General features: G+C 62.1%; 16 protein-coding genes. 6 read left to right on the top strand and 10 right to left on the bottom strand.

The features are described 5' to 3' along the window. Window positions 1–313: 313 nt before the first annotated feature. The 6 genes from SB756_RS16150 to SB756_RS16125 all read right to left on the bottom strand — a co-directional run bounded on the left by SB756_RS16150 (window position 314) and on the right by SB756_RS16125 (window position 8,147). The gene (locus tag SB756_RS16150) at window positions 314–1,084 is read right to left on the bottom strand and encodes an electron transfer flavoprotein subunit beta/FixA family protein (RefSeq protein WP_410911125.1); all 771 of its coding nucleotides are present in this window, start codon (window positions 1,082–1,084) and stop codon (window positions 314–316) included. A 10-nt stretch (window positions 1,085–1,094) separates the two neighbouring features. Further along, a complete protein-coding gene (locus tag SB756_RS16145) occupies window positions 1,095–2,327 on the bottom strand; it encodes an electron transfer flavoprotein subunit alpha/FixB family protein (protein WP_410911124.1) in 1,233 nt (410 codons plus the stop codon). After that, window positions 2,327–4,279 carry a dimethylglycine demethylation protein DgcB gene (gene dgcB, locus SB756_RS16140; RefSeq protein WP_410911123.1) on the bottom strand — a complete coding sequence of 651 codons (1,953 nt, stop codon included), beginning with the start codon at window positions 4,277–4,279 and terminating at the stop codon, window positions 2,327–2,329. Before dgcB ends, SB756_RS16145 begins: the two co-directional genes overlap by 1 nt. Before the next feature lie 206 nt (window positions 4,280–4,485). Then, entirely contained in the window at window positions 4,486–6,546 is a 2,061-nt protein-coding gene (dgcA, locus tag SB756_RS16135) for a dimethylglycine demethylation protein DgcA (protein WP_341797339.1), read from the bottom strand. A 15-nt stretch (window positions 6,547–6,561) separates the two neighbouring features. Continuing rightward, window positions 6,562–7,092, bottom strand: coding sequence for a DUF5943 domain-containing protein (locus SB756_RS16130; RefSeq protein ID WP_016497619.1), 531 nt, complete (start codon window positions 7,090–7,092; stop codon window positions 6,562–6,564). 77 nt (window positions 7,093–7,169) lie between these two features. Then, window positions 7,170–8,147, bottom strand: coding sequence for a dipeptidase (locus SB756_RS16125; RefSeq protein ID WP_009682902.1), 978 nt, complete (start codon window positions 8,145–8,147; stop codon window positions 7,170–7,172). 284 nt (window positions 8,148–8,431) lie between these two features. On the opposite strand from SB756_RS16125, the gene SB756_RS16120 reads away from it, so the two are divergent. Continuing rightward, complete coding sequence (locus tag SB756_RS16120) at window positions 8,432–8,833, top strand: lysozyme inhibitor LprI family protein (protein WP_410911122.1); 402 nt, start codon at window positions 8,432–8,434, stop codon at window positions 8,831–8,833. Window positions 8,834–8,960: 127 nt separating this feature from the next. On the opposite strand, the gene SB756_RS16115 is transcribed toward SB756_RS16120, so the two are convergent. Further along, window positions 8,961–9,905: a GlxA family transcriptional regulator gene (locus tag SB756_RS16115; protein ID WP_341797338.1), complete on the bottom strand. Its 945-nt coding sequence runs from the start codon at window positions 9,903–9,905 to the stop codon at window positions 8,961–8,963. A gap of 146 nt (window positions 9,906–10,051) precedes the next feature. Here SB756_RS16115 and choX point away from each other — a divergent pair, with 146 nt between their 5' ends. From choX to SB756_RS16095, 4 genes are all read left to right on the top strand, one after another. Continuing rightward, window positions 10,052–10,996: a choline ABC transporter substrate-binding protein gene (choX, locus tag SB756_RS16110; RefSeq protein ID WP_016497615.1), complete on the top strand. Its 945-nt coding sequence runs from the start codon at window positions 10,052–10,054 to the stop codon at window positions 10,994–10,996. Window positions 10,997–11,119: 123 nt separating this feature from the next. Further along, entirely contained in the window at window positions 11,120–12,004 is an 885-nt protein-coding gene (locus tag SB756_RS16105; protein WP_132842916.1) for a 3-keto-5-aminohexanoate cleavage protein, read from the top strand. Window positions 12,005–12,021: 17 nt separating this feature from the next. Next, on the top strand, window positions 12,022–12,987 hold the full coding sequence (locus SB756_RS16100) for an L-carnitine dehydrogenase (protein ID WP_410911121.1): 966 nt from the start codon (window positions 12,022–12,024) through the stop codon (window positions 12,985–12,987). Between the two features lie 10 nt (window positions 12,988–12,997). Further along, complete coding sequence (locus SB756_RS16095; RefSeq protein WP_410911120.1) at window positions 12,998–13,468, top strand: thioesterase family protein; 471 nt, start codon at window positions 12,998–13,000, stop codon at window positions 13,466–13,468. An 80-nt stretch (window positions 13,469–13,548) separates the two neighbouring features. On the opposite strand, the gene SB756_RS16090 is transcribed toward SB756_RS16095, so the two are convergent. Continuing rightward, window positions 13,549–15,129, bottom strand: a complete 1,581-nt coding sequence (locus tag SB756_RS16090) for a zinc-dependent metalloprotease family protein (RefSeq protein WP_410911119.1) — start codon at window positions 15,127–15,129, stop codon at window positions 13,549–13,551. A 336-nt stretch (window positions 15,130–15,465) separates the two neighbouring features. On the opposite strand from SB756_RS16090, the gene SB756_RS16085 reads away from it, so the two are divergent. Beyond that, complete coding sequence (locus SB756_RS16085) at window positions 15,466–15,723, top strand: hypothetical protein (RefSeq protein WP_016497608.1); 258 nt, start codon at window positions 15,466–15,468, stop codon at window positions 15,721–15,723. Window positions 15,724–15,842: 119 nt separating this feature from the next. On the opposite strand, the gene SB756_RS16080 is transcribed toward SB756_RS16085, so the two are convergent. Together SB756_RS16080 and SB756_RS16075 are read right to left on the bottom strand one after the other, a co-directional pair. Continuing rightward, window positions 15,843–16,949 carry a GlxA family transcriptional regulator gene (locus SB756_RS16080; protein ID WP_016497607.1) on the bottom strand — a complete coding sequence of 369 codons (1,107 nt, stop codon included), beginning with the start codon at window positions 16,947–16,949 and terminating at the stop codon, window positions 15,843–15,845. Window positions 16,950–17,397: 448 nt separating this feature from the next. Further along, complete coding sequence (locus tag SB756_RS16075) at window positions 17,398–18,774, bottom strand: L-serine ammonia-lyase (protein ID WP_259139819.1); 1,377 nt, start codon at window positions 18,772–18,774, stop codon at window positions 17,398–17,400. Window positions 18,775–19,078 lie beyond the last annotated feature (304 nt).

Raw genomic sequence — 19,078 nt, 5'->3', positions numbered from 1 at the left:
CCGGCGGAAGCTGATCATTTTATGATCTAAACCGTGTAAGCGCCGTTATATAAGGCTCCTAGCCATGCACCAACAATTTATCCACACCTTGGCGAACAGATTCCGTGGGCAAAACGGAGCGTACCTGACAGTTCGTCCAGTTTGCTGGAATCCAGGCATGTGACGGGGGAAATGGATAACTTATACACAGGGGACTGGGCTATGGATTGTGCCGCAGGGGCCGCAGCGCGGCCCCAGGATCTGGATTCTGCCTCAGGATTGTCAGGGGGCTGCCAAGCGGCCCATCGCGTCACACAGGCCGCCCCCAGGGGACTCAGCGCAATACGCCCTCTTCCACCAGCAACTTGAGGATTGCCTCAGCGCCTTCCTGCGGCGAAACGTCCTTCAGCACCTTGCCACCACCGCCACTGGCCTTGGCCGTCGCGGCCTTCATGCGGTCGGCGCCACTCTTGGCCTTGATCACCTTCAAGCGCTTGGGCCTTGGACGGGCCGGTTGCAGCTCGGCGTCAGCCAACAGCTCATCTTCGACAATGGCCACGTTACGCGCCGCCAATACCCCCCGACGCGCAGGCCCAAAAGCGCTCTGGCGCGGCTTGGGCGCCGCGTTATCCACAGTCGCTAACAACGGCAGGCGCACTTTCAGCCGGCGCCGCTGACCCCGCGGCAAGGCCTGCAATACCTGAGCGGTGCCGTTCTCGATCGACTCCACCTCGGCCAACCCCACGATCAACGGCCAGCCAAGCTTTTCGGCCAGCAGAAATGGCAACATGCCCGACCCTTCCCCCGTCTCGGCCTGGTTACCGGTCAGCACCAGCTGTGCTCCGGCGTCGCGCAGGTAATCCCCCAGCACGCCCAGCACATCGGCACCGGCCGGCTGCTCCAGCACGTCAAGATGGTCCAGGCCCATGCCCAGGTAGGCGCGCAATGCTTCTTCCTGTGGGTTGCCGGCATGTACCACCTGCAAGTTATCCCCAGCCAGCTGCAAACCCAGTTCCACGGCGCGGGCATCCTGCTCGGCGCGGCGGGCGCGCCCGGAGCTTGGGTGAGCACCGATGGAAACCAGGCTGATCACTTTCGTACTCATGCTCGTGCCCTTATGCCGCGTCGCGCTGACCGCCGCTGCGGTAGTTGTCCACAGCCTCGATCAATGCCTTGAGAATCGCCGAACTGTCGCCAATCACCGACAGGTCCGCCCGTTTGATCATGTCGCACCCCGGGTCCATGTTGATCGCCACCACCTTGTCGCAGGCGCCGATGCCCTGAAGGTGCTGGATCGCACCCGAGATACCCACAGCCACGTACACGCGGGCGGTGACCCAGGTACCGGTAGCACCCACCTGGCGGTTGCGCGGCATGAAGCCGTCGTCCACCGCCACCCGCGAGGCGCCTTCGGTTGCGCCAAGGGCTGCGGTGGCCTGGTGGTACAGGTCCCAGTCCTTGACCCCGTTGCCGCCCGAGATGATGAACTCGGCCTCGGCCATGGCAATGGTGGCCGGGTCCACGGCCACCGAGCCCAGGTCTTCGATGCGCGACAGGCTGCGCGCCACGCTTGTGGACAACTCCACCGGCAAGGCTTCGTGACGGGTTTCGCTAACCGGCTCGGCGCACTCGGCAGCCGCCAGGATCAGGCGTGGCACCGCGCGTTGCAGGTCTTGCTGGCCGGCACCGGCGCGGCCGATGCACTGGCCGTCCTTGACCTGCCATACGCGCGTGGCGGGGCGTTCGCCCAGCGACGCGCCCAGGCGTCGACCCAGTTCGCCGCCCCCGGTGCGGCTGTCAGGCAGCAGCCAGTGGCGCGGGGTGAACTGGTTATCCACAGCCCGCAGGCCCTGCACCAGTTGCTCCGGTGCATAACCCTCGAAGGCCTCGCCCTCGACGACCAGCAGACGGTCGACGCCAGCTGTGGAAAAGTTGCTTTCCTTGTGCTCGTTAAAGACCACCGCCAGCACCGCGCCGTCACTACCGGCCAGGCTGTGGGCCAGGCCGAGCAGGTCGCGGTCGTGGCTGCTCAGGCGGCCACCGACCATGTCCGGCACCACCGCGATGTAGAACGCGGGCGCCGATACCTGGTGCAGCGGCAGCTTGACCTCTGCCGCCGCCGTGCGCCGCCCGCCCACACCGGTACCCTGCTGGGCGCCGCTACGGTCGATGCGCTTGATGCCGGCCGGCCCGATGAAGCCTGCGGCAATCGCATGAGGGTTCTTGCGGATGAGGCCATTGGGCCCCATCCAGCTGGTTTGTTGCGTCTGCATGGCCGCATGCAGCGGGTGCAGGCGGTTACGGGCGATCCACTCGGCGCGTGGGTCGCGGCGGATAATATCGCTCATCAGTGCACCTCCGCAGGTTCACGTTTGGCCGTTTGCGGCTTTGCGGCAGACGGTGCGTCCTCTTCGATCAGCACGTCGGCCACCAACTCGGCCAGGTCCTTGATCTGTGGGCGCGGCTCGACCACGCCTTCGAGCATGGCGGTGCACTGTGGGCAACCCACGGCCACCAACTCGGCCTCGGTTTCGCGAATGTCGTCCATGCGCATGTCGGGGATACGCTGCTTGCCCGGGATGTCGGTGATCGGCGCACCGCCGCCACCGCCGCAGCAACGGGAACGGAAGCCCGAGCGCTGCATCTCGCGCACTTCGATACCCAGCGCCTTGAGCACTTCACGCGGCGCTTCGTACTCACCGTTGTAGCGGCCCAGATAGCACGGGTCATGGTAGGTGACGCTGCCGCCCTTGTGCTGGCCGAGGTTGAGCTTGTTGGCCGCGATCAGTTCGGCCATGTAGGTGCTGTGGTGCTGCACCTGGTACTCGCCGCCCAATGCGCCGTACTCGTTCTTCAGCACATGGAAGCTGTGCGGGTCGCAGGTGACGATGCGCTGGAACTGGTACTTGGCCAGGGTCTGGATGTTGCGTTTGGCCAGTTGCTGGAAGGTCGCTTCGTCACCCAAGCGACGGGCCACGTCGCCACTGTCGCGTTCTTCCAGGCCGAGCACGGCAAAGTCCACGCCCGAGGCCTTCAGTACTTTGACAAACGAACGCAGCGTGCGCTGGTTGCGCATGTCGAAGGCACCGTCGCCAACCCAGAACAGCACTTCGGTGGTTTTCACCTCCGACAGCAGTTTCAGGTTGAGGTCGGCTGCCCAGTTCATGCGACCGCCGGGGGCGAAGCCGCCGGGGTTGTCGGTGGCGATCAGGTTATCCAGTACCTCGGCGCCCTTGTTCGGGGTGGCGCCCTTTTCCAAGGTGAGGTGGCGGCGCATGTCGACGATGGCATCGACGTGCTCGATCATCATCGGGCATTCCTCGACGCAGGCACGGCAGGTGGTGCACGACCACAGCGTTTCAGCGTCGACCAGGCCATTGACGATCGGCTGGTGCGGATGGCCGCCGTGTTCACCAATCGGCTTGCCCGGGTAAGGGCTGCCGGCAAACTTGGCGTCCGTGCCACCGGCCAGGCCGATGACCATGTCCTGAATGAGCTTTTTCGGGTTCAGCGGCTGGCCAGCGGCAAAGGCCGGGCACATGGCTTCACATTTACCGCACTGCACGCAGGCGTCGAAGCCCAGCAGCTGGTTCCAGGTGAAATCCGCCGGCTTTTCCACGCCCAGTGGAGCGGTCGGGTCTTCCAGGTCCAGCGGCTTGAGGCCGGTGGAGCGTCCGCCGCCAAAGCGCTCGGCGCGGCGGTGCCAGGCCAGGTGCAGCGCACCGGCGAAGGCGTGCTTCATCGGGCCGCCCCAGGTCATGCCGAAGAACAGCTCCGACACGCCCCACAGCACGCCCAGGCCGAGCACTGCCACCATCACCCAGCCACCCGTGTTGGCAGGCAGGATGCCGGCGACCGGCAGGGTGGCAATGAAGAAGCTTACGGCAAACACCAGCAGGCTCTTCGGCAAGCGCATCCACGGGCCTTTGGACAGGCGCGCAGGCGGGTTGAGGCGGCGCTTGAAGACAAAGATGGCGCCAGTGAACATGATCACCGTGGCCACCAGCAGCGCGTAGCCGAGGATTTTGCTCTGCAGGCCAAAGCCATGCACCAGGATCGCCAGCGCGGCCGACAGCACGAAGCCGCCAGCGGTGGCCACGTGGGTCTTGGACATGTACTTGTCGCGCTCGACGACGTGGTGCAGGTCCACCAGGTAACGGCGCGGCATGGCCAGCAGGCCGCCGATCAGGTCGACCTTGGAGGCCCGGCCACGCCGCCACATGCGCACCCGGCGCAGGGCGCCGAGCACCGCCAGGCCAAGGGCAGCGAACAGCAGGATGGGTAGAAGGGTGTTCAACATGGGAGGCTCCCACAACAGCTAGATTCTTGCGCCACCCCAAAGGCCAGCGCGGACCCCTGTAGGAGCGGCCTTGTGCCGCGAAAGGGCCGCGTAGCGGCCCCAGCATCCTTGATACTGATGAAATGCTGGGGCCGCTTCGCGACCCTTTCGCGGCACAAGGCCGCTCCTACAGGGGGGCCAGTCCCGCCTCTAGAAAGGCGGTGCGATCAGAAATCCTTGCACAGGCGCAAGGCGTCGTAGATCGCCGCATGCACGTTGCGCTGGGCCACGCAGTCGCCGATGCGGTACAGCAGGTAACCTTCGCCCGGCTGGCTGAGGATCGGCTGTGGCTTGATGGCAAACAGCGCCTCCACATCGATCTGGCCCTTGTTGCGCGAGCCCTCTTTCAGCGCGTAGTACAGCGCTTCATCAGGCCGCACACCGTTCTCGATCACCACCTGGTCGACCACGCGTTCTTCCTTGGCACCGGTGTACTCGTTCTCCAGCACCGCCACCAGCTTGTCGCCTTCGCGGTAGACCTTTTCCAGCATCATGTCGCCGGTCATGATCACTTCTTTCGGGTACATGCTGCGGTAGTAGGTCGGGAAGGTTGTGCCGCCCATTGCCACGCCCGGCTTGATGTCGTCGGTGACGATCTCGACCTGGCTGCCTTTGTCGGCAATGTAGTCTGCTGCCGACATGCCGGTGAATTCACAAATGGTGTCGTACACCAGCACGTTCTTGCCCGGCGCAACCTTGCCGTCGAGCACGTCCCAGCTGCTGACCACCAGCCCTTCGGCAGCGCCCCAGTGCTCGTTCTGCTCGACAAACGGATGGCCGCCCACCGCCAGCACGATAACGTCCGGGCGCAGGTCCTGGATGGCGTCCACGCTGGCAGCGGTGCCCAGGCGCAGGTCCACTTTCAGGCGCGCCAGCTCCAGCTGGTACCAGCGGGTGATGCCGGCGATCTGGTCACGCTGCGGTGCCTTGGCGGCAATGGTGATCTGCCCGCCGATCTGGTCTTTCTTCTCGAACAGGGTCACATCGTGGCCACGTTCGGCAGCCACGCGGGCTGCTTCCATGCCGGCAGGACCGGCGCCAACCACCACCACCTTGCGTTTGACGCCGGTGGTTTTTTCGATGATGTGCGGCACACCCATGTATTCACGGGAGGTCGCGGCGTTCTGGATGCACAGCACATCCAGGCCCTGGTATTGGCGGTCGATGCAGTAGTTGGCACCGACGCACTGCTTGATCTGGTCAATCTGGCCCATCTTGATCTTGGCGATCAGGTGCGGGTCGGCCATGTGCGCACGGGTCATGCCAACCATGTCCACGTAGCCGCCTTCAAGAATGCGCGTGGCCTGGTTCGGGTCCTTGATGTTCTGCGCGTGCAGTACCGGGACCTTGACCACTTCCTTGATGCCGGCTGCCAGGTGCAGGAACGGCTCTGGCGGGTAGCTCATGTTCGGGATGACGTTGGCCAGGGTGTTGTGGGTGTCGCAACCCGAGCCGACCACGCCAATGAAGTCGAGCATGCCGGTGCCGTCGTAATACGCGGCGATCTGTTTCATGTCCTCGTGGCTGAGGCCATCAGGGTGGAACTCGTCGCCACAGAGACGCATGCCCACGCAGAAGTCGTCGCCCACTTCAGCGCGCACGGCTTTAAGTACTTCCAGGCCGAACTTCATGCGGCCTTCAAACGTGCCGCCCCATTCGTCGGTACGCTTGTTGACCCGCGGGCTCCAGAACTGGTCGATCATGTGCTGGTGCACGGCCGACAGTTCCACGCCGTCCAGGCCGCCCTCTTTGGCACGCCGCGCAGCCTGCGCGTAGTTGCCGATGACGCGCCAGATCTCTTCCACCTCGATGGTCTTGCAGGTGGCGCGGTGCACCGGTTCGCGGATGCCCGACGGCGACATCAGGGTCGGCCAGTTGAAGCCGTCCCAGCGCGAGCGACGGCCCATGTGGGTAATCTGGATCATGATCTTGGCGCCATGCTTGTGCATGGCGTCGGCCAGGTTCTGGAAGTGCGGGATGATGCGGTCGGTCGACAGGTTGACCGACGCCCACCATTCCTGCGGGCTGTCGATGGCGACGACGGACGAGCCGCCGCAGATCGCCAGGCCGATGCCGCCCTTGGCCTTCTCTTCGTAGTACTTCACGTAGCGGTCGGTCGTCATGCCGCCGTCAGTGGCGTAGACCTCGGCGTGCGCGGTGCTGAGCACACGGTTGCGGATGGTCAGTTTGCCGATCTGGATCGGCTGGAACATTGCTTCGAATGCCATGACGCTATCTCCGGCTTACAACGGCTTTGTAACGAACAGGCCATCTTCGTGGCCTTCTTCCGACCCACCGTAGACCTGTTCGGCCACGGTGCGGATCGAGCTGCCGCGGGCAGCGAGAATCTGGTCCATTGCGCCGGCGAACCAGCCGGTGAACATGTAGTCGACCTTGCGGCCAACCTTGCCGTACACGTACACGAACGCCGAATGCTTGAGCTTGACGCTGCAGGTGCCTTTGTCCAGGTCGATGTCCTGGATCTCGAACAGGCCCCAGCCACGCTGGCTCAGGCGCTTCATGTAGTGCTCGAACACCGCCACGCCTTCCAGGCCATGGCACTCGGCTTCTTTTTCACACCAGTGCCAGGCGGACTTGTAGCCGGCCTTGTAGAGGATCTCGGCATAGGCGTCGGCGCCCAGCACTTCCTCGATGCCGATGTGGTTGTTGACGAAGAAATGGCGCGGCACGTACAGCATCGGCAAGGCGTCACTGGTCCAGACACCGGTCTCGCTGTCGACTTCGATTGGCAATTGCGGGGCGATCTTGGCCATGGAAACTCAACTCCATACAAATTTTTATGTGGGTGCCCCGGCGTTGCTGGCAGGGGCTATCAGGCTTGGAGAGCGGCTTACTCGCCCCAGACGTCCTTGAGGACGTTGACCCAGTTCTCGCCCATGATCTTGCGCACCACACGCTCGGAGTGGCCGCGCTTGAGCAAGGTTTCGGTGAGGTTGGGGAATTCGCCCACGGTGCGGATGCCCAGCGGGTTGATGATCTTGCCGAAGTTGGTCAGGCGACGGGCATAGCCCTTGTCGTGGGTCAGGTACTCGAAGAAGTCCTGGCCATGGCCCTGGGTGAAGTCGGTGCCGATACCGATGGCGTCTTCACCGACGATGTTCATGGTGTACTCGATGGCTTCGGCGTAGTCGTCGATGGTCGAGTCGATGCCTTTGGCCAGGAACGGCGCAAACATGGTCACGCCGACGAAGCCGCCGTGGTCGGCGATGAACTTCAGCTCTGCGTCCGACTTGTTGCGCGGGTGCTCTTTAAGGCCCGACGGCAGGCAGTGGGAGTAGCAGACCGGTTTTTTCGATTCGAGGATGACCTCTTCGGAGGTCTTGGAGCCGACGTGGGACAGGTCGCACATGATGCCGACGCGGTTCATTTCCGCCACGATCTCGCGGCCGAAGCCCGACAGCCCGCCGTCACGCTCGTAGCAGCCGGTGCCCACCAGGTTCTGGGTGTTGTAGCACATCTGCACGATGCCTACGCCCAGCTGCTTGAACACGTCCACATAGGCGATCTGGTCTTCGAACGCATGGGCGTTCTGGAAGCCGAAGAGGATGCCGGTCTTGCCCAGTTCCTTGGCCTTGCGGATGTCGGCGGTGGTACGCACCGGCATCACCAGGTCGCTGTTGTCGCGGATCAGCTTCTGGCTGGCGGCGATCTGGTCGACGGTTGCCTTGAAGCCTTCCCAGACCGACACCGTGCAGTTGGCCGCAGTCAGCCCGCCTTTGCGCATGTCCTCGAACAGCTCGCGGTTCCATTTGGCAATGATCAGGCCGTCGATGACGATGCTGTCGGCGTGAAGTTCGGCTGGGCTCATCAGGCTGTCCCCTTTTATTGAATGGTTGGCGCCAAACCTTGTGTCGGCGCTTTGGGGCCAGCATATGCCTGTGCCCAAAGGCGCCCCGATGCAAAAACGACAGGGGGTTTGCCGAAAGCGTCAATGCGCGACAACACGCCCTCTGGCACGCCGTCTGGCGATGAGAGGCAGTCGCGTTAACGACCTTTCGGGCTGCTTTATGAACATTTGGACAGGTGGCTACCCACGCGCCTTCGTCTGAGCGAGAATCCCTGCGATTCGTCAGCCTGTTGAGGAGAAAAGGGATGAAATCATTGGCATGGCTGGCGCTGCTGGCCGTCGTATCGGGCGCCCAGGCCGGCGAGGAAGAAAGCACCCCGTGCGACAACGTCGAGACCGACCAGCAGACCTACGCCTGCGCGGCGTTCAACAAGCAGACGGCCGAGCGGGAGTTGAAGTCGGCTTACGATGACTTGATCCAGCGCATCCGCGATCAATATGCCGACGAAGGCGACCAGGCCACTGCCCTGATCGGGCGCATGGACGCGGCAGAGAAGCTGTGGACGCAACTGCGCGATGCTGATTGCAAGGTCGAGACCTATGCCGAGAAGCAGGGGAGCAAGGCATTCCAGGCGGCCTGGGATACCTGCGTGGCCCAGCGCAGTGATGACCGGTCGGAGTATTTGCAGTCCATCGGCCAGCAGTGAAATCCCTGTTTCCTGCGCAGGCCCTATCGCCGGCAAGCCAGCTCCCACAGGTACCCCACGGCACTCAAAGCCTGTGCAATACCTGTGGGAGCTGGCTTGCCGGCGATAGGGCCAGTGCAGGAGGAAATCAAACTGCCCTGGCCAACCTGTCCTCCCGCGGGCAACGCTGGTACCGCGCCCGATAACAGCGGGTAAAGTACGAGGCCGACTCAAACCCGCAAGCCACCCCCACCTCCAGCACACTCATGTCGGTCTGGCGCAACAACTGCCGCGCCTTGTCCAGCCGCAGTCGCAAATAGAACCCACTGGGCGTGTCGTCCAGGTGCACACGAAACAGCCGCTCCAGCTGGCGCCGGGTCACCTGCACCGCTTCTGCCAGCACCTGGGTATTGAGTGGCTGCTCGGTATTGCGCTCCATTTCGCCAATCACCTTCACCAGTTTCTTGTTACTGATGCCATAGCGGCTGGCAATCTGCATGCGCTGGTGGTCCTGTCGCTGGCGGATACGCCCGAGCACGAATTGCTCCGACACCTGCACCGCCAGTTCGCTGCCATGGGCCTGTGCAATAAGGTCGAGCATCAGGTCGATCGACGCCGTACCGCCAGCGCAGGTGATGCGCCGCCGGTCGATCTCGAACAACTCCTGGGTCGCCTGCAGGCTCGGGTAGTTTTCCTTGAACGCTTCCAGCGCCTCCCAGTGCACGGTGGCGCGATGGCCGTCGAGCAGGCCGGCCTCGGCCAGTACCACTGCACCCGTGTCGATGCCGCCGAGTATCACCCCTTCATGATCCAGGCGGCGTAGCACCTGTTGCAGCGCCGGGCCATAACAGGCCAAGGGATCGAAACCGGCCACGATCAGCAGGATGCCGGCAGGCTCGCCCGCGGCCAGCGCCGCATCGGCGTTTACCGACATGCCGTTGCTGGCCTGCACCGCACCGCCATCCAGGCTCAATACCTGCCAACGGTAGGACGGCCCCTTGAACCGATTGGCTACCCGCAGCGGCTCCAGGGCACTGATGAAGCCCATGGCCGAGAACCCGGGCAACAGCAGAAATTGAATGTTTTGCAGCATTGCATGCTCCACGGCAAAGGTGGTCGCCTCCGTGCAAGTGTTGGTCGCCAGGGTGCGATTTTTCACCCTGCGTGCAGCGTAGCGTGTTCACACGGCCCAGAGAGACCGAACCCCATAACAATATGCACTGCCGATGGAGAGCCACCATGCACAGCTTGATCCGCCGCAGCCTGTTGACCCTTGCCCTGAGCAGCATCGCCACTTCCCCGCTTTACGCCGCCGAACCTGCGGCCTGCAAGAACGTCCGCCTGGGCGTGGTCAACTGGACCGACGTCATCGCCACCAGCGCCATGGCGCAGGTGCTGCTCGACGGCCTGGGCTACCAGACCAAACAGACCAGCGCCTCGCAGCAGATCATCTTTGCCGGCATCCGCGACAAGCGCCTGGATATGTTCCTGGGTTACTGGAACCCGATCATGACCCAGACCATCACCCCGTTCATCGATGCCCAGCAGGTGAAGGTGCTGGAAAAGCCCAGCCTGGAAGATGCCCGGGCGACCCTGGCAGTGCCGAAGTACCTGTATGACAAAGGCCTGAAGACCTTCGCCGACATCCACAAGTTCGAGAAGGAGCTGGGCGGCAAGATCTACGGCATCGAGCCCGGCTCCGGCGCCAACACCCAGATCAAGGCGATGATCACCAAGAACCAGTTCGGCCTGGGCAAGTTCCAGCTGGTCGAGTCCAGCGAGGCCGGCATGCTTGCTGCCGTCGACCGCGCCGTGCGGCGCAAGGAGGCCGTGGTGTTCTTCGGCTGGGCGCCGCACCCGATGAACGTGAACATCGACATGGCCTACCTGGGCGAGAGCCAGGACGCCCTGGGCCCGGACGAAGGCCGCGCAACGGTGTGGACGGTGACTGCCCCGGACTATGCCGAACGCTGCCCCAACGCCCACCGCCTGCTGGCCAACCTGAACTTCAGCGCCGAGGACGAGAGCCGCATGATGCAGCCGCTGCTCGACCACAAGGATGCGCTGGAATCGGCCCGCCAGTGGCTCAAGGACCACCCCGATGACAAGGCGCGCTGGCTTGAGGGCGTGACCACCTTCGATGGCAAGCCGGCTGCGGACAACCTCAAGCTTACTGCCAACTGATCCGGCCCTTTCGCGGGCACGCCCGCTCCCACAGGTTCTCCCTACGCCCAGGGTTCACGCGAACCCTGTGGGAGCTGGCTTGCCGGCGATAGGGCCAGCACCGACAACACAAGGAACCCCGCCATGAACCACGACGTCATCATCACCTGCGCCCTCACCGGCGCCGGCGACACCGCCTCGAAAAGCCACCTGGTCCCGGTCACCCCCAAACAGATCGCCGAAGCCGCCGTCGAGGCCGCCAAGGCCGGCGCCACCGTGGTCCACTGCCACGTTCGCGACCCGCAAACCGGCCGTTTCAGCCGCGACGTAAACCTCTACCGCGAAGTCATGGAACGCATTCGTGAAGCCGACGTGGACATCATCGTCAACCTCACTGCCGGCATGGGCGGCGACCTGGAAATCGGCCCGGGTGAAACGCCGCTGGAGTTCGGCCCGGGCACCGACCTGATCGGCCCGCTGGAGCGCCTGGCCCATGTCGAAGCGCTGCTGCCGGAAATCTGCACCCTCGATTGCGGCACCCTCAACTTCGGCGACGGCAACTCGATCTACGTGTCCACCCCGGCCCAACTGCGCGCCGGCGCCAAACGCATCACCGAACTGGGCGTGAAAGCCGAACTGGAAATCTTCGACACCGGCCACCTGTGGTTCGCCAAGCAAATGATCAAGGAAGGCCTGCTCGAAGACCCGCTGTTCCAGCTGTGTCTGGGCATCCCGTGGGGCGCACCGGCCGACACCACCACAATGAAGGCGATGGTCGACAACCTGCCGGCCAACGTCACCTGGGCGGGCTTTGGCATCGGCCGCATGCAGATGCCGATGGCCGCACAAGCGGTGTTACTCGGCGGCAACGTGAGGGTCGGCCTGGAAGACAACCTGTACCTGGACCGCGGCGTGCTGGCCAGCAACGGCCAGTTGGTCGAACGCGCGAGCGAGATCATCACCCGCATGGGTGGCCGCATCCTGTCCCCGGCAGAAGGCCGGGAAAAAATGAATCTCAAGCGCCGCTGACACTTCAGGAGACTGATATGCCCTTCATCACTGAGATCAAGACCTTCGCCGCTTTGGGTAGCGGCGTAATCGGCAGCGGCTGGGTTGCCCGCGCCCTCGCCCACGGCTTGGACGTGGTCGCCTGGGACCCGGCCCCCGGTGCCGAGCAAGCACTGCGCAAGCGCATCGCCAACGCTTGGCCGCCACTAGAAAAACAAGGCCTGACCCAAGGTGCCTCCCAAAACCGGCTGAAGTTCGTCAGCACCATCGAGGAATGCGTGCGCGATGCCGATTTCATCCAGGAAAGCGCACCGGAGCGGCTGGACCTCAAGCTCGACCTGCACGCAAAAATCAGCGCCGCCGCCAAGCCCGATGCCATCATCGGTTCCAGCACTTCAGGCCTGCTGCCCAGCGAATTCTATGAGTCGTCGACTCACCCAGAACGCTGCGTTGTCGGCCACCCGTTCAATCCGGTGTACCTGCTGCCGCTGGTCGAGATTGTCGGCGGTAGCCGCACCTCACCCGAGGCCATTGAAGCTGCCAAAACCATCTACACCGCACTCGGCATGCGCCCGCTGCATGTGCGCAAGGAAGTGCCAGGCTTCATCGCCGACCGCCTGCTCGAAGCGCTCTGGCGCGAGGCCTTGCACCTGGTCAACGACGGCGTTGCCACCACGGGCGAAATCGATGACGCGATTCGCTTCGGCGCAGGCTTGCGCTGGTCGTTCATGGGCACGTTCCTTACCTACACCCTGGCCGGTGGCGATGCCGGCATGCGCCACTTCATGTCACAGTTCGGCCCTGCCCTGAGGCTGCCCTGGACCTACCTGCCAGCACCGGAACTGACCGACAAGCTGATCGACGATGTGGTGAACGGTACCTCTGAGCAACAGGGCGAGCGCAGTATCGCTGCACTGGAGCGCTACCGTGACGACACCCTGCTGGCGGTGCTGGAAGCGGTGAAAACCAGCAAGGCCAGCCACGGAATGTCGTTTGGCGATTAAGGAGACCAAGATGCCCGCTCTGATCACTTACCGCACCACGGTCCAGGAGGACTGGGTCGATTACAACGGCCACCTGCGGGATGCCTTCTACCTGCTGATCTTCAGCTACGCGACCGATGCCCTGATGGAGCGCATTGGCCTGGACGCCGACAGCCGCGGGCAAAGCGGTAATTCACTGTTCACGCTGGAGGCGCATATCAATTATCTGCACGAGGTGAAGCTGGGCACCGAGGTGTGGGTGCAGACGCATATCATCGGCTTTGATCGCAAGCGTCTTCACGTGTATCACAGCCTGCACCGGGCAGGGTTCGACGAGGTCCTGGCGGCGAGCGAGCAGATGTTATTGCACGTGGACCTGGCGGGGCCGCAGTCAGCACCTTTTGGGCACACGACTGTTTGCCAATTGAATCACTTGGTAAAGCAACAGGAGGGGACGCTGGCGCCGCGATACCTGGGGCGTATCCTACAACTTCCCTCTTGAATGACCATGGAGTTGGCGCCAAGGTGTATATAAAGACCAAGCACCTTGGCGCCCTCGCCAGATACGATCAGGCCCTAGGTTTACTCATAGGACACTCTGTATACTGGCCCGATTAGTCTTCTCGTGAATTCGAACCCCTCGGGCTTACCACCACCCGAATGTACGCTAGTTATTTCAAAGTCCCCAGAAAAATTGCCTGCCTTATAACAACTGTGTACCCAATAGAGGATATTGGAGAAACACAGCTTTCTCGGCGTGGAACCACTGTAAAAGTCTTTTACCACGACTTGTACGGGATCGACATCATTATCCTTGCATTCGGTATACCATGAGAGCAGGGCTTGTTCACCCGGGTTCAAATCAATGAAGCAACCCCGGTTCGCCCCGTACAACCACAAACGAACAGGATGAGCAGGGTCCGGATAAAAATTGGCAACAGTGTCACGATTTTCATTGAAAGCCCGCGCCACATCATTTTTATCTACCGTACCCATAGGAACCCCTTGATACTGCAAACGCGGGTTTGAATGGTAGGGAATGGCGCCATGCGACGTTCGCATCTGAGTATGGAAATTTGGCGCTGTACGCTGGTAGCCATAGGCGTAAAGGGGTAGAGACCCAACTGGAGCCTCGTCCTTATGATCGGCCCCCATGTTATGTCCTAATTCGTGTCCTAACGCAGCAAAGCAACTAATGGCCGAAAAAGCCCTGTACACGGTAGCGTTAACGTTCGCTATGCCACAGTAAACGCTAAACGTCGAAAGCATTGATACCAGATCGGCGCGCCCCTTTTCACGTTCAATATGAATTTTAGCCCCCAAGGGTTTACCAGCTGCCATATCACCGATCTGAGTTTCGGGCGTTTTGCCTGTTTCATCGTAGTCAGAATCGTAAATATCAGACAGCTCGTACACGGCATCGACTTTGCTATTTATAAAGTATTGATTGGCGTTCTGTAACGCCTGCGCCAATTCGATCTTGTAATTTGGAAATAACGCTCTGGACTGCCGGGTTGTCACGAGTAGCACCCTAATCGTACTTTTTGACGACAGAGGAGCAGTGACCAACTGGGTATTGCCCTGTGGTTGCACCGGAGCAGCTATCGGCGCTGCTTCTGGTGGTAGTTTTGATTCATCAACCTTGACCAAGACTTGCTGGCCTTTGCCAACCGCCGTTAACCGGTAGAGCTGCCCATCCACCCGGATATCCCCAACGACCAGGTTACCGTCGCTCACCAATGAAACCCAGTTGAGCGGATCCATATCGACTTCCGCCGGTGAGGGGTAAAGTTGTCTACGGTTGGAAGGCATATCGCCAACCCACCCTAGCATTCCTGGAGCAACACTATCGCTTCTTGATAACTTGAAACTCACCGTTCTGCCGTCAGTCAGAGGCATTGAGAGCATCGTCGTATCTTTCGATACAAGCCCAGGCTTGACCTGCACTTCTTTAACTTCAGCTTCTTCTGACCAATTCAACAAAAGCTTCAAATACTTGTCAGTACTAGATTGCCTCTCGAGGGCGGCGCGGTTCTGGTCTGGCTTGATCTGAAACAGCGTATCCGCCGAACTTTCGAGATGGTTTGTAGGGTCCGAAGCTGTGCATCCTCCAAAAAGAAACACAGCACCTAGCAAGCAGAATTTCAATTGTTTCCGGTTCATGTTCATGCTCCAGATATCGGAGCCTCACTTGAGCATGGGCATCGATTCCCAACAACTGACATAAATAACAGTTGCAAAAAAACCCCGGAAAGCCGTGAGCTACCGGGGCCAAGAGCGAGCAACATCCACTGTGCGTGAGCGAGGGTGACCAAACCCTCGGGTACCGTGAATGGCTTCAGTGTGCGGGCTTGCCGGGCGGGGGATTTAGCCGTAAACGACCTGTTCTTAGCCAAAGCAGCCATGGCGACATTCTGTTCTTGCGAGGCTGTCGCGCACGTCACAGAATCGGTCGTAAATCACAGCAGCACTCTCTTAGCGATAAAAGGGACAACAGCCATGATGCATGCGGATTTGATTGATCAGGACGACCTCGCCGGCCATTTGCGCGCGCGCGGTTTCGATATTCCGGCCGGGGCCAGTGCCGAACAGGCGTGTGAAGCAGTGGTGCGGGGGCTGACCGAGCCCAATGCGCGGGCGCTGAAGGGGATGGTGGAGCAGATGTACACCGGTAGTGCGACGATCCTGCCTGCTGTGCGCCAGGCCATCGACAAGCAGCTGTTGCCGGCGCTGGCGAGTTTCAACAAGCGGGCCTGATTCTTTTTCCTGTACTGGCCCTCTCGCCTGCAAGCCAGCTCCCACAGTGACTACACACAGCTCGAGGCCTGTGCAGTACCTGTGGGAGCGGGCGTGCCCGCGAAGAGGCCGACTCGGTATCAGAGCCTTACGCTGGCAAAGGTCGACTCGTTGCGCGCCTGGCTCAGTGCCGCCATCGGCCCGCTGTGTGGCGACAGGGTCATGGCCTGCGGAATCGGCATCATCGCTACCTGCTGCGCGGTGTTGGAACCCACACGCTCGTCACGCGGCGGAATGCCGAAGTACTCGCGGTAGCACTTGGAGAAGTGCGGCGTGGACACAAAACCACACACCGACGCCACTTCGATGATCGACATCGGTGTCTGCTTCAGCAGCTGCCGCGCACGGATCAGGCGCAATTTCAGGTAGTAGCGCGATGGCGAGCAGTGCAGGTACTTCTGGAACAGCCGCTCAAGCTGGCGTCGCGACACTGCCACGTACACCGCCAGTTCGTCCAGGTCGATCGGCTCTTCGAGGTTGGCCTCCATCAGCGCGACGATTTCCTGCAACTTCGGCTGGTTGGTACCGAGCATGTGCTTGAGCGGCACGCGCTGGTGGTCCTGCTCGTTGCGGATGCGCTCATAGACGAACATCTCGGAGATGGCCGCCGACAGCTCGCGGCCATGGTCGCGGCTGATCAGGTGCAACATCATGTCCAGCGGCGCAGTGCCGCCGGAGCTGGTGAAGCGGTTACGGTCGAGGGTGAACAGGCGGGTGCTCATGTTCACCCGTGGGTAGGCTTCCTGCATGGCCGCCAGGCACTCCCAGTGCACACTGCAATCGAAACCGTCGAGCAGCCCGGCACAGGCCAGGGCCCAGCTGCCGGTGCACACCGCGCCAAGGCGGCGCGACTGGCGGGCCTGGGCCTGCAGCCAGGTGACATGCTCACGGGTAACAGTGCGCTGGATGCCCACGCCGCCGCAGACGATCACGGTATCGATGGGCGGCGCGCTGTGCATGGCGGCATCGGGGGTGATCTGCAGGCCGTCGCTGGCCCAGACCTGGCCGCCGTCGACCGTCAGGGTGTGCCAGCGGTACAGCTCGCGGCCGGACAGCTGGTTGGCCATGCGCAGCGGCTCGACGGCCGATGCCAGGGAAATCAGGGTGAAATTGTCCAGTAGAAGAAACCCGATGGACTGGGGTGCTGTGCGGTTCTGGGTTGGGGTCCCGGAGGTGTACGACGTCATCGCGATTTCTCCTCACACAAATGCAGGGTGTGCCTCAGGCGGGCACTGATTTCTTGTTATGACCCCTCGGTCATTTTCCGGGGGTAGGTTGCCAATCTCAACGCAAACGCCGTGCCTGAAATTGAACGGCTATCCAAAAAAACCTGAAAACGACACCTTCATCAGGCAAATCAAGGGCTTCGGCCGAGTTGGCAGATAGTCGCAAAACAGGCGTGCTAGGCGCCGTGCGTGTAACGGCTGAGCAATTTGGTGACACGTGCAGCGTAAGTTGCCCAGAAACGACACTCTTGAGTGTCACCGACAATGCCCGCACTGATAGCGACACCCGACGATCGGTAGGCGGCGGGCGCACCATAAGGAGGCATTTGTGGTTATGTTGCACCTGCATCAACCTTAAAAGGCCCCTTCGCGGGTGAACCCGCGAAGGGGCCAGCAAACCTGGTAAAGATCAGCACTCGATAGCGCTGACCGCCAGGCCACCGCGTGAGGTCTCTTTGTACTTGTCGTGCATGTCGGCCCCGGTATCGCGCATGGTGCGGATCACCTGGTCGAGGGAAATGAAGTGCTCGCCGTCACCGCGCAGCGCCATTTGCACCGCGTTGATGGCTTTTACCGCAGCAATCGCGTTGCGCTCGATGCATGGCACCTGCACCAGCCCGCCGACCGGGTCGCAGGTCAGGCCGAGGTTGTGTTCCAAGGCAATTTCGGCCGCGTTCTCCACCTGTGGCGGGGTAGCGCCCAGCACTTCGGCAAGCCCTGCCGCCGCCATGGCGCAGGCCGAGCCGACTTCCCCCTGGCAACCCACTTCAGCCCCAGAGATCGAGGCGTTCTTCTTGCACAGGATGCCCACGGCAGCCGCAGCCAGGAAGTAATCGACAATGCTGGACTCGTTCACCTCATCGCTGAAGCGCATGTAGTAGTGCAGCACCGCCGGGATGATGCCGGCCGCGCCATTGGTGGGTGCGGTAACCATGCGCCCACCGGCGGCGTTCTCTTCGTTGACGGCCAGGGCGAACAGATTGACCCATTCCATGGCGCTCATGGTCGAGCCGATCACGTTGGGCTTGCCGATCTCTTGCAGGCTACGGTGCAGCTTGGCAGCGCGGCGGCGCACGTTCAGCCCGCCGGGCAGCGTGCCTTCGTATTTAAGGCCGTTGTTGACGCATTCCTGCATGGCTTCCCAGAGCTTGTGCAGGCCGGCGCGGATCTCTTCCTCGCTGCGCCAGACCTTCTCGTTGGCCATCATCAATTGCGACACGCTGAGGTCGTTTTGCTTGCACAGGCGCAGCAGTTCGGCGGCGCTGTTGAAGTCGTACGGCAGCACCGTCTGGTCGGCATCCAGCACACCGCTGGCGGCCTGGGCGGCATCGACCACAAAGCCGCCACCCACCGAGTAGTAGGTGTCGCGGTGCAACTCGCCCTGCTCGCCCTCGGCAACCAGGGTCATGGCGTTGGGGTGGTACGGCAGGTTTTCGTCCAGCAGCAGCATGTCGCGGGCCCAGACGAATTCTATGGGCAGGCGGCTGTCCAGCTGCAGGGTGTTGGTTTCGCGCAGGTCGGCAATGCGCGGCACGATCTGGGTCGGGTCAATGGCGTCAGGCCACTCGCCCATCAAGCCCATGATGGTGGCGTTGTCGGTGCCGTGACCGATACCGGTGGCCGACAGCGAGCCATACAGGCGCACCTCGATCCGTTTCACACGTTCCAGCTCGCCGCGTTCGCGAAGGCCCTGAACAAACAGGGCGCCAGCACGCATGGGGCCGACGGTGTGGGAGCTGGAAGGCCCGACACCGATCTTGAACAGGTCGAACACGCTGATGGCCATTGTCGAATCACCTCTTGCTGGGCTTGTCTCTGCGCGCCATGCGCAGGGCGGGGCAACTGCTAGGCTCAAACAGCGGGCCGCCTTGAATGCCAGCATCATCGGGCTTTTACCGCACCCCTCGCCGTCTGCAACCGACGTACTTTTGTCCAGCCGCGCCGCGCTGTTTTTGCTCAAGGAGCGGCCCTCACCACGCCGCTTTCCGGCGGCCTGGTGACGCAAAAATGCGGCCGAGGGGGTGGATAAACCCATAAGCGACATCGCCCTTACTGGATACGACCCGTTCCGTACTGGATACGACCCTACC

Source organism: Pseudomonas sp. SIMBA_068 (genome assembly GCF_046534705.1).
In the GTDB taxonomy this organism is placed as follows: Bacteria; Pseudomonadota; Gammaproteobacteria; order Pseudomonadales; family Pseudomonadaceae; genus Aquipseudomonas; species Aquipseudomonas putida.
The sequence above is the reverse complement of the archived record's forward strand: the minus strand, read 5'-3'. Positions and strand labels throughout refer to the sequence as shown.

What these genes read in the sequence shown, in the direction of transcription:
- SB756_RS16150 (WP_410911125.1), bottom strand. Translation starts at nt 1,084, where the DNA reads ATGAGTACGAAAGTGATCAGCCTGGTTTCCATCGGTGCTCACCCAAGC.
- SB756_RS16145 (WP_410911124.1), bottom strand. Translation starts at nt 2,327, where the DNA reads ATGAGCGATATTATCCGCCGCGACCCACGCGCCGAGTGGATCGCCCGT.
- dgcB (WP_410911123.1), bottom strand. Translation starts at nt 4,279, where the DNA reads ATGTTGAACACCCTTCTACCCATCCTGCTGTTCGCTGCCCTTGGCCTG.
- dgcA (WP_341797339.1), bottom strand. Translation starts at nt 6,546, where the DNA reads ATGGCATTCGAAGCAATGTTCCAGCCGATCCAGATCGGCAAACTGACC.
- SB756_RS16130 (WP_016497619.1), bottom strand. Translation starts at nt 7,092, where the DNA reads ATGGCCAAGATCGCCCCGCAATTGCCAATCGAAGTCGACAGCGAGACC.
- SB756_RS16125 (WP_009682902.1), bottom strand. Translation starts at nt 8,147, where the DNA reads ATGAGCCCAGCCGAACTTCACGCCGACAGCATCGTCATCGACGGCCTG.
- SB756_RS16120 (WP_410911122.1), top strand. Translation starts at nt 8,432, where the DNA reads ATGAAATCATTGGCATGGCTGGCGCTGCTGGCCGTCGTATCGGGCGCC.
- SB756_RS16115 (WP_341797338.1), bottom strand. Translation starts at nt 9,905, where the DNA reads ATGCTGCAAAACATTCAATTTCTGCTGTTGCCCGGGTTCTCGGCCATG.
- choX (WP_016497615.1), top strand. Translation starts at nt 10,052, where the DNA reads ATGCACAGCTTGATCCGCCGCAGCCTGTTGACCCTTGCCCTGAGCAGC.
- SB756_RS16105 (WP_132842916.1), top strand. Translation starts at nt 11,120, where the DNA reads ATGAACCACGACGTCATCATCACCTGCGCCCTCACCGGCGCCGGCGAC.
- SB756_RS16100 (WP_410911121.1), top strand. Translation starts at nt 12,022, where the DNA reads ATGCCCTTCATCACTGAGATCAAGACCTTCGCCGCTTTGGGTAGCGGC.
- SB756_RS16095 (WP_410911120.1), top strand. Translation starts at nt 12,998, where the DNA reads ATGCCCGCTCTGATCACTTACCGCACCACGGTCCAGGAGGACTGGGTC.
- SB756_RS16090 (WP_410911119.1), bottom strand. Translation starts at nt 15,129, where the DNA reads ATGAACCGGAAACAATTGAAATTCTGCTTGCTAGGTGCTGTGTTTCTT.
- SB756_RS16085 (WP_016497608.1), top strand. Translation starts at nt 15,466, where the DNA reads ATGATGCATGCGGATTTGATTGATCAGGACGACCTCGCCGGCCATTTG.
- SB756_RS16080 (WP_016497607.1), bottom strand. Translation starts at nt 16,949, where the DNA reads ATGACGTCGTACACCTCCGGGACCCCAACCCAGAACCGCACAGCACCC.
- SB756_RS16075 (WP_259139819.1), bottom strand. Translation starts at nt 18,774, where the DNA reads ATGGCCATCAGCGTGTTCGACCTGTTCAAGATCGGTGTCGGGCCTTCC.